This window comes from Streptomyces sp. NPDC088097 (genome assembly GCF_044741845.1).
GTDB lineage: Bacteria > Actinomycetota > Actinomycetes > Streptomycetales > Streptomycetaceae > Streptomyces.
This window is the reverse complement of the sequence record NZ_JBIUTJ010000003.1, coordinates 254,054-269,217: the sequence shown is the minus strand read 5'-3', so window position 1 is coordinate 269,217 and position 15,164 is coordinate 254,054. Positions and strand designations below refer to the sequence as shown.

Sequence of the window (15,164 nt, the reverse complement as noted above, 5' to 3'; positions counted from 1 at the left end):
CGAACCTGTGGACGACCGTCCGGGCCGGCGGCCGTGGTCAGAACGCGTAGACCGCGTTGCCGTTCAGGGTCGCCGACATGGCGCACGCGTTGGAGAACGTGTGCTTCCAGGCGACGCGGCTGCCGCGCCAGGTGCCGTCCGCGGTGACGGTGACGGGGTCGTAGTGCATCGGGCAGGCCCGGTCCGGGTCGGGGGCGGCCAGCAGGCGGTTGAACTCGCCGCCCGTGGTGGCGAGGGCGGCGCACGCCGCCTCGGGGGACGGGTGGGTCCCCTGGGCGGTCGGGGCGCAGCTGAGGACGGAGGCCCGCAGGACGGTGCCGGTGGACACCTGGCCGCCCTGGGTGATGGTGAAGACCATCGCGGACGGGGCGTACAGGGTCGAGGGCCGGGCCTCCGCGATGCCCGTGGCACCGGCCACGCAGAGGAGGGCGGCGGAAGAGGCAGCGGCTAAGCGGTAACGCACGACGAGACTCGCTTTCGATTCAAAGGTCATTGAGGGCACAACATCTTTTATGTGGTGCCTGAACGAGGTCGAGTCTTGCTGATCCAAAGGTTCGACGCACATGCGTGGTCGATTTACGGACAGTCCGTTCGGATAGCGGACTTCGGGGGAGGGTTCGCGCAGCTCGCGCGGGGTGTCCGCCCCTGCCGGGGCGCTCCTTCGCCCGTCCCGACGACCGTCCCGACCCGCCCTCCCACACCTCCCGCCCTGGTGACGGCCGCTCGCGGTTCACCGAACGGTCATTCGGTCTGGCCGGATCGAGCGGTCCCGCGCCCCCGATCGGGAGCCCCACCCCGGAGCCCGCCCGGGCCCCGACCCGCTCAGCCGCGCGGCAGGATCACCGTCACCCCGCGCCCCGCCGCCGAGCCCATCGCGGCGAGGGCGGCCGGGGCGGCGTCCAACGGGATCGACGAGGTGACCAGCAGGTCCGGCCGCAGCGCCCCCGAGCGGACCAGCTCCAGCATCGGGGGATAGGCGTGGGCGGCCATCCCGTGGCTGCCCAGCACCTCCAGCTCCCAGCCGATCACCCGGTCCATCGGCAGCGCCGCGGGCCCGGCCGCCGCCGGGAGCAGCCCGACCTGTACGTGCCGCCCCAGGCGGCGGAGCCCCGACACCGAGGCGGCCGCCGTCACGGGGGAGCCCAGGGCGTCCAGCGAGAGGTGTGCGCCGCCGCCGGTCAGCTCCCGCACCGCGGCCTCCGTGCCCCCGGGGCCGGCCGCGGCGGGGTCCACTCCGTGCATCGCCCCGAAGGACCTCGCCAGTTCCAGCGCGGCCCGGGAGGTGTCCACGGCGACGACCCGCGCCCCCGCCGCGACGGCGATCATCACCGCGGACAGGCCGACCCCGCCGCAGCCGTGGACGGCCACCCATTCGCCCGCCGCGACCCGACCCCGGTCCACCACCGCCCGGAAGGCCGTAGCGAAGCGGCAGCCCAGCGAGGCGGCCGTCGCGTACGAGAGCTCCTCGGGCACCGCCACCAGGTTCACGTCGGCCCGGTCCAGGGCCACGTACTCGGCGAAGGAGCCCCAGTGGGTGAAGCCGGGCTGCGTCTGACGGGCGCACACCTGCTGCCGGCCCGCCGCGCAGTCGGCGCAGCGCCCGCACGCGCACACGAACGGCGCCGTCACCCGGTCCCCGACCCGCCAACCCCGTACGCCGGAGCCCACCGCCTCGACCACCCCGGCCAGTTCGTGCCCGGGGACGTGGGGGAGGACGATGTCGGGGTCGTGCCCCATCCAGCCGTGCCAGTCGCTGCGGCACAGTCCCGTCGCCTCGACGCGGACCACCACCCCGTCCGGGTCCGGTACCGGGTCCGGCACCTCCCGTACCTCGGCCCGCTCCCCGTACCGTTCGAAGACCACCGCGCGCACGGAATCCGCCCTCCACTCGACTTCCCCGCACGCTACCGGCCCGGGCCCGCCGGGATGCGGAGTCGGTGGTGGGCCGTGGGGCCGTGGGGCCGTGGGCCGTGGGAACGGGCGGCCGGGCGGAGCGGCTCAGCGCCGACCGCGCGCCAGGGCCAGGCCGGCGAGGGCCTCGGGCGCCCCGGCCTGGCCCCGGACGCCGGGGAAGGCGTTGACGTCGACGATGAGCGGGCCGGCGTCACCGGTGTCGATGAGGTCCACCCCGTAGACGTCGAGGTCGAAGACCTCGCCCACCCGCAGCGCCAACGCCGACCAGGCCTCGGGCAGTCCCGCCGAGGCGCGGGCCGATCCGCCTTCGGGGGCGGCCAGTTCGGAGCGGCGCAGCGCCGAGAAGACCCGGCCTGCGATCACCCACACCTTGTGGTCCCAGCCGTTGTTCGGCGCGAACTCCTGCACCACGACCGGCTCCCGCCCCCAACGCCCCGTCAGCCCCGCCAGTTCGGCGGGAGAGTCCAGGCGGGCCACCAGGTCCTCCTTGCGGCTGGCCCGGCTCTTGACCACCATCGGCCACGGCAGCCCGGCCGCGCCCTCCACCTCGGCGAGCGCCCGGAAGGTCCGACCGGCGGCGAAGGGCAGCCCGGCCCGCAGGGCGAGTTCGGCCATCCCGGTGCGGTCCTGGCACCGCCGCGTGGCCGCCGCGGAGTTGAGCACGGGCGCGCCCCGCCGCTCCAGCTCCCCCGCCAGGGCCAGCGCGGCCGGGGTGCGCGCCTTCAGAAGGTGTACGTCGGCCCGCGCGCCCGCCGCCGCCCCGGGGCCCGCCTCCGGGTCCAGTACGTCGACCACGTGCCCGGCGCCGGTGAGCAGCGCGGTGGTGGCCGCCAGCAGCGGGTGCCCGGGATCCCGGGTGATCAGCCCGACCCTCACGCGCCGTCCCCCGCCCCGGCCGCGACCTGCAGCGGGATCGGGACCGGCAGCGTGAGCGGGAGCGCGGGGGCCGGGATCACGGCCGGGGCGCGCCCGGAGCCGGCGCCACGGGCCAGGTCCAGTACGGCGCGCGCCACCCGGGCGGCGGCGTCGGGGACCTGACGGAAGCTCGGGAAGTCGTTGACGTCGACGACCACGGGCCCGTCGGGGCCCAGCAGCACGTCCACCCCGTACAGGTCCAGGGAGTAGACCTCGCCCACCCGGGCGGCGACGGCCGCGACCTCCGCCGGCAGCGGGACCCGCCGTTCGCGGACCCCGGCGTCGGGGTGCAGCGGCGAGCAGCGCTCGGTGGCGAACAACTCCCCGCCCACGCAGTACACCTTGATGTCGGTGCCCCCGTTCGGCACGTAGGGCTGCGCGATGAGCATCCCCTCGCCGGCCAGGAGGGGCAGCAGCGCGGCGAGGTCGCCCGGCGAACGCACCAGGTGCACGGCCCGCCCGGAGCTGCCGTCGGCGGGCTTGACGACGAGGGGGTAGTCCCGGTCCGGTATCTCCGCGAGGAGTTCGGGCCGGGCCACCGCGTACGTCACCGGCAGGGGCAACCCCTGGGCGCGCCCGATGGCGGCGGCCAGCGCCTTGTCCCGCACGCCCCGGATGGAGCGGGCGTCGTTGACCGTGGTCATGCCGCTCGCCGCGGCGGCTTCGAGCAGGGTCAGGCCGGGCCCGCCGGAGACCGTCTTGAGCACCCAGGCGTCGTGCGCGCCCGTGCGCGCGATGTCGGTCATGCGGAGCAGCGAACCGCCGGGACGGACCACGTCCACCCGGTGTCCCCACGCGGTCAGCTGCCCGATCACCTCGTTCGGCATGCCGTCGTGGCGGTAGTGCTCCTCCACCAGGAAGCAGAGCCTCATGGACCTTCCCCATATTCCGGACGTCCGCCGCCGATACCGTCCGGCGAGTTGTGACGTCACAGGATGCCACGCCATAGCCCCGAAACCGCTCCAGAAGCAGCCTTAGTGGGCGCTACTGAGCGTAATATTCGTCAATACCTTTCCTAAACGATCAGTAATCCTCTTATAGTTGTGCCTCGTTGCCACAGGAACCCTGTCTTCCATTTACGCCCGGTTTGAGGCTCTGACTAATGACGGCGTCGCCCTCCCCCCTTCGCCCCTCCGCGCTGGCCCTGTTCGTCACGGCGGCGGCCACGGGCACCCTCTCCACGGCGGCGGTGGCCGCCGCCCCGCTGAGCGTGCAGTCGCCCCTCGGCTGGTTCGCCGGATTCGGATCACTGCTGCTGTCCTGCGCGGCCTGCGCCGTGACCTGGCAGACGAGCACCACCCGCAACCTGCGCGCCCGCTCCGAAGCGCTCGCCGGTGAAGTCGGCGCCCGTGACGGGTACATCGCCCGCCTCACGGCCGACGCCAACCGCGACATCGCGGCCCGCACGGCCGAGCGCGACCGGCTCGCCACCGCCCACCGCGCCGAGACCGACCACCTCACCACCGCGCACGCCGCCGAACTGGACCGCCTCACCGCGACCCACGCCGCCGAGGTGCACGGGCTGACCGCGACCGGGAACGCCGCCCGCGAACAGCTCACCGAGGAACTGCGCCGCGCCCGCTCCGGGCGGGCCGCCGCCATGGCCGCCGCCGCCAACGCGGCCGGCCGGATGCAGGCCCTCGCCACCGGAATGCTCGCCGACCTGCGGGACATGGAGCACCGGCACGCCGACGAGGACGTCCTCACCGACCTCCTCCACCTCGACCACCGCACCGCCCAGGCGGGCCGACTCGCCGACTCCATCGCCGTCCTGACCGGCGCCCGCTCGGGCCGCCGCTGGGCCAGGCCGATCGTCATGGAGTCGATCCTGCGCGGGGCCATGGGCCGCATCGGCGGCTACCAGCGGGTCCGGCTGCACTCCACCAGCGAGGCGGCCGTCGCCGGACACGCCGCCGAGGGCGTCATGCACGCCCTCGCGGAACTCCTCGACAACGCCGCGAACTTCTCGCCGCCCACCGCCGAGGTCCACGTGTACGTGGAGGAGGTCCCGGCCGGGGTCATCATCACCGTCGAGGACAGCGGCCTCGTCATGAGCGAGGTGCAACTGCGGCGCGCCGAACAGGCCGTGACCGCCGAGTCGCTGGACCTCGCCGGACTCTCCGGAACCCGCCTCGGCCTGGCCGTCGTGGGCCGGCTGGCCCGCAAGCACGGGCTGACGGTCTCCTTCCGGCCCTCCGCGCGCGGGGGCACCGGTGCGCTCATGATGCTGCCGCAGGAACTGATCAGCCGCAGCGCGGCCGATCCCGTGCCCGCCCCGGCGCTCCTCCCCCCGCCCGCGCCCCTCTCGGCCCCCGCGAGGGTCCCCGCCCCGCGCGCCGAGGTCGAGCCCGCGCACACGGGTCCCGGCGAAGGGCCCGGAGTCGACGCGGCCGAAGCGCGGGACCCCGAGGACTCCGAATCCACCGGACGCAACCCGGTGCTCGGCGAGAGCGGACTGCCCCAGAGGAGGCGCGGCCGGACCCTGGCCGCGGCGCAGCTCCAACTGGACCAGGAGCCCGACGCCACCGACGCGGCGGCCCGCACCCCGGCCGCCCCCGGCAGCGCGTCCCGGTCCGCAGCCCGCTTCGGCAGCTTCCGCCAGGCCGTGCGCGGCACCTCGGCGCAGCAGCCCACGAACACCCCGCACCCGGAAGGCAACACGCGATGACCGGCTCCACCACCGACGAGACGCTCAGCTGGCTCCTGGAAGGACTCCTGGAGCGGACACCCGGCGCGCGGCACGCCCTCGTGCTGTCCCGCGACGGCCTCAAACTGTGCCGCACCCCCGAGCTGTCCGTCGACCAGGCCGACCAGCTCGCCGCGATCGCCGCGGGCATCCAGAGCCTGTCCCACGGCGCGTCCATCGAGTTCGGCGACGGCACCGGGGGAGTCCGCTCGGCCATGGCCGAGTTCTACGGGGGGATCCTGTTCATCGTCGAGGCCGGCGAGGGCGCGCACCTCGCACTCGTCGCCGCCGAGGACTCCGACGCGGGCCTGGTGGGCCACAACATGTCCGAACTGGTGGAGCAGCTGAGCGAGCATCTGATCGCCAGGCCCAGGGGTTGAGCCGCAGCAGGCCGGGCCGGGACGACTCCCCGGACCGGCTCTACACCCTCACGGGCGGTCGTACCCGGTCCGGATCCGACGCCTTCGACCTGGTGACCCTGATCGTCGCCGAGTGCGACCCGGTCCCCGGCATGCAGTCCGAGCACAGCGCGATCCTGCGCATGTGCCACTTCCCGACGGCCGTCGTCGAGATCGCCGCCGACCTCGGCCTGCCGGTGTCGATCGTACGGATCCTCCTCGCGGACCTCCTGGACACCGGACGCATCAGCGCACGGCACCCGCGCCCGTCGACGTACAGCCTTCCCGATCCCGACATCCTGGAGCAGGTGCTCGTTGGACTCCGCAACCTCTGAACGGGTCGAACCCCGCCAGACCCTCAGCAGCACCGCCGACAACGGCCTGAAGATCGTGATCGTCGGCGGCTTCGGCGTCGGCAAGACCACCATGGTCCGCTCGGTCAGCGAGATCCGTCCGCTGAACACCGAGGAGACGATGACCAAGGCGGGCGAGGCCGTCGACGACACCGACGCCGTCGCCTCCAAGACCGCCACCACCGTCGCCTTCGACTTCGGCCGCATCACCCTCGACGCCCACAACGTGCTCTACCTCTTCGGCGCCCCCGGCCAGGAACGCTTCTGGTTCCTGTGGGACCGGCTGTTCTCCGGCACCCTCGGCGCGGTCGTCCTCGTCGACACCCGCCGGCTCGCCGACTCCTGGTACGCCATCGACCGGCTCGAACACCACGGCACGCCCTTCGTCGTGGCCTGCAACGACTTCGGCGGACCGGCCCACACCCCGGACCAGATCCGCCAGGCCCTCGACCTGCCGCCCGAGGTGCCGCTGCTGCTGTGCGACGCGCGTTCGCGCGACTCCAGCAAGCAGGTGCTCATCTCCCTCGTCGAGCACCTCCAACACCTGATGAGCCACCAGCTCGTACCGACTTCCCGGCCCGGCCGGCCGGACGCCCCGCCGACGATTCCGGAGCACACCCCGTGACCACCCCCGAGCACCCGCCCGTCTACCTCGGCGGCCCCCGCTTCCAGACCGACCCCGTCGAGCTGTACCGGGAGATGCGCCGCGACCACGGCGCCGTGGCCCCGGTCGTCCTCGACGGCGACGTGCCGGCCTGGCTGGTCCTCGGCTACCGCGAACTGCACCAGGTCACCAGCGACCCCCAACTGTTCTCCCGGGACTCCGACCTGTGGAACCAGTGGGACCGCATCCCCGCGGACTGGCCCCTGCTCCCGATGATCGGCCGCAAGCAGCCGTCCATCCTCTACACCACGGGCGAGCGCCACCGCGAGCGCGCCGCCGTCATCTCCGCCGCCCTGGAAGCCGTCGACCCCTTCGAACTCAAGGGGCACGCCGAACGCTTCGCGGACGAGCTGATCGACGGGCTGTGCGGCAAGGGCGAGTGCGACATCGTCGGCGAGTACGCCATGCTCCTGCCCCTGCGCGTGCTCGCCCGCCTCTACGGCTTCTCCGACGCGCAGGGCCCCGGCCTCGTCACCGCCATGAACGACATGATCAACGGCCGTGAGGGGGCCCTGGAGGGCCAGCGCCACCTCGGCGAGTCCATGTACGGCCTGCTCGCCGCCAAGGGCGCGGAGCCCGGACCCGACGTCGCCTCGCGGATGCTCGCCAACACGGCGGGCTTCACCCTCGACGAGGTCGCCCAGGACCTGATGGTGATGATGGCCGCCGGCCACCAGCCCACCGCCGACTGGATCGGCAACTCGCTGCACCTGATGCTCACCGACGACCGCTTCGCCGCCTCGCTGGCCGGTGGCCGGCACAGCGTCGGCGAGGCCATGAACGAGGTGCTCTGGGAGGACACCCCCACCCAGAACGTCGCCGGACGTTGGACCACCCGGGACACCAAGCTGGGCGGACAGCAGATCGGCAGCGGCGACCTGGTCCTGCTGGGCCTGGCCGCCGCCAACGGGGACCCGCACGTACGCACCGACGCGGGAGCCCTGACCGGCGGGAACAACGCCTTCTTCTCCTTCGGACACGGAGAACACCGCTGCCCCTTCCCGGCCCAGGAGGTCGCCGAGGTCATCGCGCGGACCGGCATCGAGGTGCTCCTCGACCGGCTGCCCGACGTGGACCTCGCCGGCGCCGCCGCCGGACTGACCCGGCGCCCCTCGCCGTGGCTGCGCGGGCTGAGCGGCCTTCCCGTGACCTACACCCCGACACCCGCCCTTGGAGCCATCAGATGACCTGCCCGATCGACCACACCGGCCCCGCCCCGATCGTCCTCGACCCCTTCGTCGCCGACCTCGCCGCCGAGAGCGCCGCCCTGCGCGCCGCCGGCCCGCTCGTCCAGGTCGTCCTGCCGGGCGGGGTACCCGTGTACGCCGTCACGCGCCACGCCGAGGCGAGAAGACTCCTGACCGACCCCCGCGTCGTCAAGGACATCGACGTCTGGGGCGCCTGGCAGCGCGGCGAGATCCCCTCGGACTGGCCGCTCATCGGCCTTGCCAACCCGGGCCGCTCCATGCTCACCGTCGACGGTGACGACCACCGCCGGCTGCGCACCCTCGTCGCCCAGGCCCTCACCGTCCGCCGCGTCGAGAAGCTCCGCGCCGGCATCGAGGACCTCACCACCGGGATGCTCGACAAGCTCGCGGCCCTCCCCGCGGGCGAGACCGTCGACCTCAAGGCCGGTTTCGCCTACCCGCTGCCCATGAACGTGATCAGCGACCTGATGGGCGTCTCGGCCGCCGAACACCCGCGCCTCAAGGCCCTCTTCGAGAAGTTCTTCTCCAGCCAGACCCTCCCCGAGGAGGTCCCCCAGATGATGGCGGACCTCGGCGCCCTGTTCTCCCGGATCGTGGAGGACAAGCGCGCCAACCCCGGCGACGACCTCACCAGCGCGCTCATCGCGGCCTCCGAGGACGGCGACCACCTCAGCACCGAGGAGATCACCAACACCCTCCAGCTGATCGTCGCGGCCGGTCACGAGACCACCATCAGCCTGATCGTCAACGCCGTCGTCGCCCTGGAGACCCACCCCGAGCAGCGCGCCCTCGTCCTCGCGGGCGAGGTCCCCTGGGAGAACGTCATCGAGGAGACCCTGCGCTGGTCCAGCCCCACCTCGCACGTCCTGATCCGCTTCGCCACCGAGGACGTCGAGGTCGGCGACCGGATCCTGCCCAAGGGCGAGGGCCTCATCGTCTCCTTCGGAGCGCTCGGCCGTGACGAGGCCCAGTTCGGTCCGACGGCGGGCGAGTTCGATGCCACCCGCACCCCGAACCGGCACATCTCCTTCGGCCACGGCCCCCACATCTGCCCCGGCGCGGCCCTGTCGCGCCTGGAGGCCCTGGTGGCCCTCCCGGCGCTCTACGCCCGCTTCCCGCAGCTGAGCCTCGCCGTCACCCGCGAGGAGCTGCGCAACAAGCCGATCCTCACCCAGAACGACCTGTTCGACCTGCCGGTGAAGCTCGCGACCACCGGGGTCTGACGGCCGCCCGCGTTCCGGGCCGGCCCACGGCCGCGCGGCGGGGGCCCGGGAGCGACACGCGCTCCCGGGCCCCCGAGGTCGCCCCCTACACCGGTACGGCGACGAAGGTCCGGCCCGCTTCGTTCTCCACCCGGACCTCCCTCACCTGCGAGGGGTCCACGGCCGCCGAACCGTCCAGCGCCGCGCCCTTGCCCTCGCCGTGCTCGGCCGTGCCCACGACCCAGCCGCCCGCCGTGGTCCGCGTACCGTCCTTCGAGACCACCACCAGCCGGCACCGCTCGCCGGCGGGCACCCCGGTCACCGCCGCGTGCACGCGGATCCACCGGGGCGCCGGGGTCACCTGCACGGTCATCCGCGTGCCCGAGTCAGGGTCCGTCGCGGACGCCACCCGGACCCCCGGCACCGGCAGCGCCGTCGAGGCGCTCGGGGACGGCGGCGCGGGCTGCGCGCGGATCGCCCCGTCGGAGCCGCCCCACTGCGAACCGGACCAGAACACGGCCGCGAGCGCCGCCGCAGCGGCCAGCCCCACCAGGGCCGACCTGCGCCGGGCGCCCGACGCCCGTTCCCCGCGCACCTGGCGCAGGGTCCGCTGGAGCAGCAGGTCGCCGCCCTGCGGAGGCCCGTCGAGGAAGGCCTCCTCCGGCACCTCGCCCAGGACGCTCTCCATTTCACGCAACGCGGCCACCTCCTCCCGGCACCGCACACAGTCGCCGACGTGCTCCTCCACACGCCGTACGTCTTCCTCGTCCAGGACGCCGAGCACGTACGGGCCGAGCAGTTCCTCCTCGTGCCGCTGCCGGTTCACGCCACCACCTCCCGCAGTCCGCCGGGCTGCTGGGGCGGCCGGCCTGATCGTCTGTCCCCCACGGCATCCCTGCCGCCGTCCGTGAACGCCTCGCGCAGCGCCTTGAGCGCGTAGTGCGAGCGCGACTTCACCGTGCCCGCCGGAATGCCCAGTCGGTCGGCGGCCTCGGCGACGCTGCGCTGGCGGTAGTACAACTCCGTGAGCACGTCCCGGTGTTCCGGCGAAAGCCGGTCCAGGGCGCCCAGTACCGTCATCGCGTCCACCACCGAGTCCGCGTGGTCCCCCTCCACCGGGGGAGCCGCCGCCGAACCGGACACCTCCGGGGGCCGGGCCGCCTTCGCCCGGTACCGGTCGGTGATGATGTTGCGGGCCACCGTGAGCAGCCAACCGCGCACCGAACCCTTCCCGTTGACCAGCACCTCGGAATGCCGCCAGGCCCGGATCAACGTCTCCTGGACGACGTCCTCGGCGGCGGCGCGGTCCCCGGTCAGTCGGGTGGCGTACGCGAGCAGGGCGTTGCCGTGTTCCTCGTAGACCGCCCTGATCAGTGCCTCGTCCGTCGAGCCCCGCCGTGCGCGGGGCCACAGTGGTCCGGCCATCTCACCCTCTCCGTCCGCCTCGTATCGCGTGGTGCGGTCGGAACACGCCCTGGGCACACCCGTGGTTCATGTGAGCTGCGTCACTGGGGGTTGGATTCAGGTCCGGCACGCGCGTCCCTCGTTGAGGCAGGCCACCAGTGCGCCCATCTGGGCATCGGTCATCACGTCGACGAACATCGCGTGGTCCGTCGCGGGACTGTGCCGTTGTTCGGGGAAGGAGTCCAGCGCGATCGGCACGCCGGGCGCGACCGCGTAGGAGAGCGTCAGGCGCAGTTCGGGCACGGGGAAGGTGTCCCGGGGGCAGACCCCGCGGTCGGAGGGGAAGCGGAGGTGGGAACGGTGGTCGGGGGCCGTCGTGTCCAGTCCGTTCCAGCAGCTCGGGAAGACGAGCGTACGGGTGACGGCCTGGCCGGCCGGGCAGCGCGGGTACCGCGTGGTGAACCGGTCGGGTGAGCCCGAGCACCCCCAGCGGGCGCGCACGTCGGCGCCGCTGCCCGCCGTGTACGCGACCGCGTCGCCGGTCATCGCGCGCAGGAAGCGGGGCATCGGCACGACCTTGCCGACGGGATTGCCCCGGAACTCCACCGCCACCGACTCCTCCGGCAGGATCTCGCCGGTGTTGCCGTGCCCGGCCGCGCCCTCGTGGCCGCGGTCGCCGGGCCGGTCCGTGCGGCGCAGGACGGGCCAGTAGTAGGTGGAACGGTCGCCGCCCACGCAGCTCGTCGCGGAGGCGGACAGGGAGGCGTCGGTGGAGAGGGCGTCGGTGGACAGGTTTCCGACGTAGGCGTGGGTGTGGTGGGCGCCCGCCCGCAGCCCGGGCGAGACCACGAGGTTGTCCTCGTTCCAGTGGCCCTCCGCGTTGCGGCCGCAGGCCACGCTCACCCGCCCCGCGGAGGCGTCCGGCCCGGCCGGGGCGGTGGGCACGACCTCGCGCGGGTCGACGCGACCGCCCGACACGGAGCCCTGGCCCGCCCGGTCGGCCCGGGTGGCGCCCAGCGCGGCGGCGGCCAGCCCGGTGCCGAGCACCAGGAAGACCAGCAGCGCGAGAAGTCGGTGTTCGTTCCCCATGACGGTCACGCTCGCCGTTGCCCGGCACGGTCGTCAACCCGGCGTCCCTACGAGGGGCACGCCCGTGTCCTGTAGGTGTCGCGGGTGCGGCGGGGCGCGGGCTCCACAAGCCGTGTCCCCGCCGACCGCCGCAGGGCCCCGCCCTGCCCGCCCTGCCCCCCCGCCACGCCCCCGGCCCCCCCGCCACGGCCCGCCCCCCGGCCCCCCGCCACACCCCCGCCACGGCCCGCGCGGCGGCCGTGCGTTGGCCCGGACCGTGCTTGCCCGGGCCGCCCGCCACCGCGCAGAGTTCTCCGTATGACACCGGAAGATCTGCTGCGCTCCTTCGCCCGCACCCGCGTATCCCTCGACGGCTCCGAGGTCACCTACTGGTGGTCCGGCGACATCCACTCCTGGGCCCCCGGCGAGCCCTACCGGCGCCTCTTCGGCTTCGAAGGCGTCAACGTCGCCCGGCTGGAGGCCGGCGAGGAGGGCGGCGGCTACCGGATGCTGTCCCGCGAGGCGGCCTTCTACCTGGACCCCGGCAGCCGGGAGATCCTGGAGACCTGGCAGGGCAAGCCCGTCGTCCACGTCTGGAACGACCCGGCCAACCAGAAGTGGCGCCCCTTCCCCGTCCCCCGGACCGAACTCGGCGACCAGGTCTGCTTCAGCCTGGAGATCCCCCTGGCCTACCCCTCCCCGCTCCCCGTCGCCGACTACCCGGAGAACTCGGCCGACGACACCTACCGGGCCCTGGAGCTCTTCCAGTTCTTCACCCCCGCCGCCGCCCTCGCCGGCGACGCCCCCAGCGTCCCCGCCACCATGTCGTGGACCCGGATGTCCCCCTGGCTGCCGTGGATGGAACAGGGGCAGGCGCCGGGCGGCCTCACCTTCCACTGCCGGGGCGTGAAGCTGGGCTCCTACGCCGAGGTGCCCGAGCGCACCCGGGCTTACATCGCCCACCACCACCCGGAATTCGCCCACGCCCCCGAGAAGTGGACCGAGCCCAACGAGTCCAGCTGGACCTGGTTCCGCAAGCTCAACCCGAGGTAACCCCGGAGCGGAGGGAGGGGCGGCAGGGTCCGGACAAGGGTTTTCCCCGTATCGGGTTCACCGCCGCGTTGCCTACTGTCTGCCCACCGGCGATCTTCCGCTCCCCGAACGGCCCTCGTACCCACCCCACATGGTGCGAAGCCGTACGGGGCGCGGCGGTCTCCGGCACGCCGTCGCCCAGCCCCGCCGACGCGGCCGGGCGACGCGGCGCGCGGCGGTGGCCGGGGCGGGTCTGACCAGCCCGCCCCCGGCCCCGCGGCCGCCGGTACACCTCCCACACTGCACCGACCGGCCGCTCCGGCCCGCCCGGAAGCGGCCTTTGAAGGGGAACCACGTGCACGCATCCAGACGACGGCTCATATCAGTGGTGGCCATGTCCGTCACCCTGCTCGCCGGCTCGGCCACCGCCTCCGTGGCCGTGACCGCCTCCGGTGACCCGGCCACCTCCACCCTCCCCGCCGCAGCGGCCCCCGCGAGCCCCGCCGCGGCCCCGGTGGAGAAGCTCATCGTCGGATACAAGTCCTCCGCCTCCGAGGCCAGTTCCAACACCGCGGCCGCCGACGACGCCGCCGCGAAGGGCAAGAAGGCGGGCAAGAAGGCGACGTTCGACCGCCGCCTCGGCACCGGCGCGGCCCTCGTCAACCTCGGCGGATCAGTCGCCCCCTCCGAAGCGGCCGGCGTCATCGCCCAGTTCCGGGCCGACCCGGACGTCGCCTACGTCGAGCCGGACTCCCGCGCCTACGCGATGAGCACCCCCAACGACACCGAGTACACCAAGCAGTGGGACCTCTTCGAGCCCACCGCCGGCATGAACGTCCCCGCCGCCTGGGACAAGACCACCGGCTCGGGCGTCACCGTCGCCGTCATCGACACCGGCTACGTGACCCACTCCGACGTCGCGCCCAACATCGTCGCCGGCTACGACTTCATCTCCGACTCCGCCGCCGCCCGCGACAACAACGGCCGCGACAACAACCCGGCCGACCAGGGCGACTGGAGCGCCGCCGGCGAGTGCGGCACCGGCTCCAAGGCCAGTGACTCCTCCTGGCACGGCACCCACGTGGCCGGCACCATCGCCGCCGCCGCGAACAACGCCAAGGGCGTCGCGGGCATCGCCTACAACGCCAAGATCCAGCCCGTCCGCGTGCTCGGCAAGTGCGGCGGAGCCACCTCCGACATCGTCGACGCCATCACCTGGGCCTCCGGCGGCTCCGTCGCGGGCGTTCCGGCCAACGCCACCCCCGCCAAGGTCATCAACATGAGCCTCGGCGGTTCCGGCACCTGCACCGCCGGCTACCAGAACGCCATCAACGCGGCCGTCGGCCGCGGCACCACCGTCGTGGTCGCCGCCGGCAACAGCAACGCGGACGCGGCCGGCTTCACCCCGGCCAGCTGCAACAACGTCATCAACGTCGCCGCCACCAACCGTACGGGCGACCGCTCCTTCTACTCCAACTTCGGCACCATCATCGACGTCGCCGCCCCGGGCGGTGAGACCCGCCGCGCCACCGACACGCCCGGCACCGTCACCACCCCGGAGAACGGCATCCTCTCCTCGCTGAACGCGGGCACCACCACCGCCGGCGCCGAGATCTACAAGCCCTACCAGGGCACCAGCATGGCCGCCCCGCACGTCGCGGGCCTCGCCGCGCTCCTCGTCGCCGCCAAGCCCTCCCTGACCCCGGCCCAGGTCGAGTCCGCCATCAAGGCGAACGCCCGCCCCCTGGCCGGCACCTGCACCGGCGGCTGCGGCACCGGCCTCGCCGACGCGGCCGCGACCGTCGCCGCCGTGACCTCCACGACGCCCACCACCCCCGCCTTCGAGAACACGGCCGACTTCGCCATCGCCGACAACGCGACCGTGGAGAGCCCCCTCACCGTCAGTGGTGTGACCGGCAACGCCCCGGCCGCCCTCAAGGTCGCCGTGAACATCGTCCACACCTACATCGGTGACCTCAAGGTCGACCTCGTCGCCCCCGACGGCACCGTGTACACCCTGCACAACCGCGCCGGCGGCAGCGCCGACAACATCAACCAGACCTACACCGTCAACGCCTCCTCCGAGGTCGCCAACGGCACCTGGAAGCTCCGGGTCAACGACAACGCCGGCGGCGACACCGGCAAGATCGACTCCTGGAGCCTGACCTTCTAGCCCGGCCCCCGGTCCGGCCGACCCCGATCCGGTGGAGCCCCCCAACTCCCCCCTGACGGGCCGATAGTACGGACCAAGCGGCCCCGCGGACCTGCCGGTACCTCCCGTACCGGCAGGTCCGTCGTGCTTTCCGGTCGGGTGATTGAA

General features: G+C 73.7%; 15 protein-coding genes. 8 read left to right on the top strand and 7 right to left on the bottom strand.

All coding sequences use genetic code 11. The features are described from left to right. Positions 1–37: 37 nt before the first annotated feature. The 4 genes from ACIOD1_RS11220 to ACIOD1_RS11205 form a co-directional block, all read right to left on the bottom strand. Entirely contained in the window at positions 38–418 is a 381-nt protein-coding gene (locus ACIOD1_RS11220; protein WP_401901632.1) for a subtilase-type protease inhibitor, read from the bottom strand. A gap of 404 nt (positions 419–822) precedes the next feature. Then, complete coding sequence (locus ACIOD1_RS11215; RefSeq protein WP_401901630.1) at positions 823–1,872, bottom strand: zinc-dependent alcohol dehydrogenase family protein; 1,050 nt, start codon at positions 1,870–1,872, stop codon at positions 823–825. Positions 1,873–1,998: 126 nt separating this feature from the next. Beyond that, positions 1,999–2,790 carry a RimK family alpha-L-glutamate ligase gene (locus ACIOD1_RS11210; protein WP_401901629.1) on the bottom strand — a complete coding sequence of 264 codons (792 nt, stop codon included), beginning with the start codon at positions 2,788–2,790 and terminating at the stop codon, positions 1,999–2,001. Next, entirely contained in the window at positions 2,787–3,701 is a 915-nt protein-coding gene (locus ACIOD1_RS11205) for a hypothetical protein (protein WP_365612223.1), read from the bottom strand. Before ACIOD1_RS11205 ends, ACIOD1_RS11210 begins: the two co-directional genes overlap by 4 nt. A gap of 230 nt (positions 3,702–3,931) precedes the next feature. Between ACIOD1_RS11205 and ACIOD1_RS11200 the strand changes: the two genes are divergently transcribed. From ACIOD1_RS11200 to ACIOD1_RS11175, 6 genes are read left to right on the top strand one after another with little or no spacing between them, the layout of a single operon-like run. Continuing rightward, positions 3,932–5,497 (top strand): ATP-binding protein, encoded by a 1,566-nt coding sequence (locus tag ACIOD1_RS11200; RefSeq protein ID WP_365612226.1) that lies wholly within the window; start codon positions 3,932–3,934, stop codon positions 5,495–5,497. Beyond that, positions 5,494–5,895, top strand: coding sequence for a roadblock/LC7 domain-containing protein (locus ACIOD1_RS11195; protein WP_365612228.1), 402 nt, complete (start codon positions 5,494–5,496; stop codon positions 5,893–5,895). The genes ACIOD1_RS11200 and ACIOD1_RS11195 overlap by 4 nt, the downstream gene beginning before the upstream one ends. Further along, positions 5,892–6,248, top strand: a complete 357-nt coding sequence (locus ACIOD1_RS11190) for a DUF742 domain-containing protein (protein WP_365612231.1) — start codon at positions 5,892–5,894, stop codon at positions 6,246–6,248. Before ACIOD1_RS11195 ends, ACIOD1_RS11190 begins: the two co-directional genes overlap by 4 nt. Then, a complete protein-coding gene (locus tag ACIOD1_RS11185; RefSeq protein WP_365612233.1) occupies positions 6,229–6,891 on the top strand; it encodes an ATP/GTP-binding protein in 663 nt (220 codons plus the stop codon). The genes ACIOD1_RS11190 and ACIOD1_RS11185 overlap by 20 nt, the downstream gene beginning before the upstream one ends. Next, positions 6,888–8,117, top strand: coding sequence for a cytochrome P450 (locus tag ACIOD1_RS11180; RefSeq protein ID WP_365612236.1), 1,230 nt, complete (start codon positions 6,888–6,890; stop codon positions 8,115–8,117). The genes ACIOD1_RS11185 and ACIOD1_RS11180 overlap by 4 nt, the downstream gene beginning before the upstream one ends. Beyond that, a complete protein-coding gene (locus tag ACIOD1_RS11175) occupies positions 8,114–9,361 on the top strand; it encodes a cytochrome P450 (RefSeq protein WP_365612239.1) in 1,248 nt (415 codons plus the stop codon). The genes ACIOD1_RS11180 and ACIOD1_RS11175 overlap by 4 nt, the downstream gene beginning before the upstream one ends. An 85-nt stretch (positions 9,362–9,446) precedes the next feature. Here the strand turns inward: ACIOD1_RS11175 and ACIOD1_RS11170 are convergent, their stop codons facing one another. The 3 genes from ACIOD1_RS11170 to ACIOD1_RS11160 all read right to left on the bottom strand — a co-directional run bounded on the left by ACIOD1_RS11170 (position 9,447) and on the right by ACIOD1_RS11160 (position 11,833). Further along, positions 9,447–10,166, bottom strand: a complete 720-nt coding sequence (locus ACIOD1_RS11170) for a zf-HC2 domain-containing protein (RefSeq protein WP_365612242.1) — start codon at positions 10,164–10,166, stop codon at positions 9,447–9,449. After that, a complete protein-coding gene (locus ACIOD1_RS11165) occupies positions 10,163–10,765 on the bottom strand; it encodes a sigma-70 family RNA polymerase sigma factor (protein WP_365612245.1) in 603 nt (200 codons plus the stop codon). The genes ACIOD1_RS11170 and ACIOD1_RS11165 overlap by 4 nt, the downstream gene beginning before the upstream one ends. Before the next feature lie 96 nt (positions 10,766–10,861). Further along, a complete protein-coding gene (locus ACIOD1_RS11160; protein WP_401901625.1) occupies positions 10,862–11,833 on the bottom strand; it encodes a DUF1996 domain-containing protein in 972 nt (323 codons plus the stop codon). 297 nt (positions 11,834–12,130) lie between these two features. On the opposite strand from ACIOD1_RS11160, the gene ACIOD1_RS11155 reads away from it, so the two are divergent. Beyond that, on the top strand, positions 12,131–12,865 hold the full coding sequence (locus ACIOD1_RS11155; protein WP_401901623.1) for a DUF1838 family protein: 735 nt from the start codon (positions 12,131–12,133) through the stop codon (positions 12,863–12,865). 373 nt (positions 12,866–13,238) lie between these two features. Further along, positions 13,239–15,017 (top strand): S8 family peptidase, encoded by a 1,779-nt coding sequence (locus tag ACIOD1_RS11150; RefSeq protein WP_401901621.1) that lies wholly within the window; start codon positions 13,239–13,241, stop codon positions 15,015–15,017. Positions 15,018–15,164: the final 147 nt, after the last annotated feature.

Excerpts from the sequence above, each read along its gene's own strand:
- ACIOD1_RS11175 (WP_365612239.1), top strand. The coding sequence starts at position 8,114 with ATGACCTGCCCGATCGACCACACCGGCCCCGCCCCGATCGTCCTCGAC.
- ACIOD1_RS11150 (WP_401901621.1), top strand. The coding sequence starts at position 13,239 with ATGTCCGTCACCCTGCTCGCCGGCTCGGCCACCGCCTCCGTGGCCGTG.
- ACIOD1_RS11195 (WP_365612228.1), top strand. The coding sequence starts at position 5,494 with ATGACCGGCTCCACCACCGACGAGACGCTCAGCTGGCTCCTGGAAGGA.
- ACIOD1_RS11160 (WP_401901625.1), bottom strand. The coding sequence starts at position 11,833 with ATGGGGAACGAACACCGACTTCTCGCGCTGCTGGTCTTCCTGGTGCTC.
- ACIOD1_RS11205 (WP_365612223.1), bottom strand. The coding sequence starts at position 3,701 with ATGAGGCTCTGCTTCCTGGTGGAGGAGCACTACCGCCACGACGGCATG.
- ACIOD1_RS11165 (WP_365612245.1), bottom strand. The coding sequence starts at position 10,765 with ATGGCCGGACCACTGTGGCCCCGCGCACGGCGGGGCTCGACGGACGAG.
- ACIOD1_RS11155 (WP_401901623.1), top strand. The coding sequence starts at position 12,131 with ATGACACCGGAAGATCTGCTGCGCTCCTTCGCCCGCACCCGCGTATCC.
- ACIOD1_RS11200 (WP_365612226.1), top strand. The coding sequence starts at position 3,932 with ATGACGGCGTCGCCCTCCCCCCTTCGCCCCTCCGCGCTGGCCCTGTTC.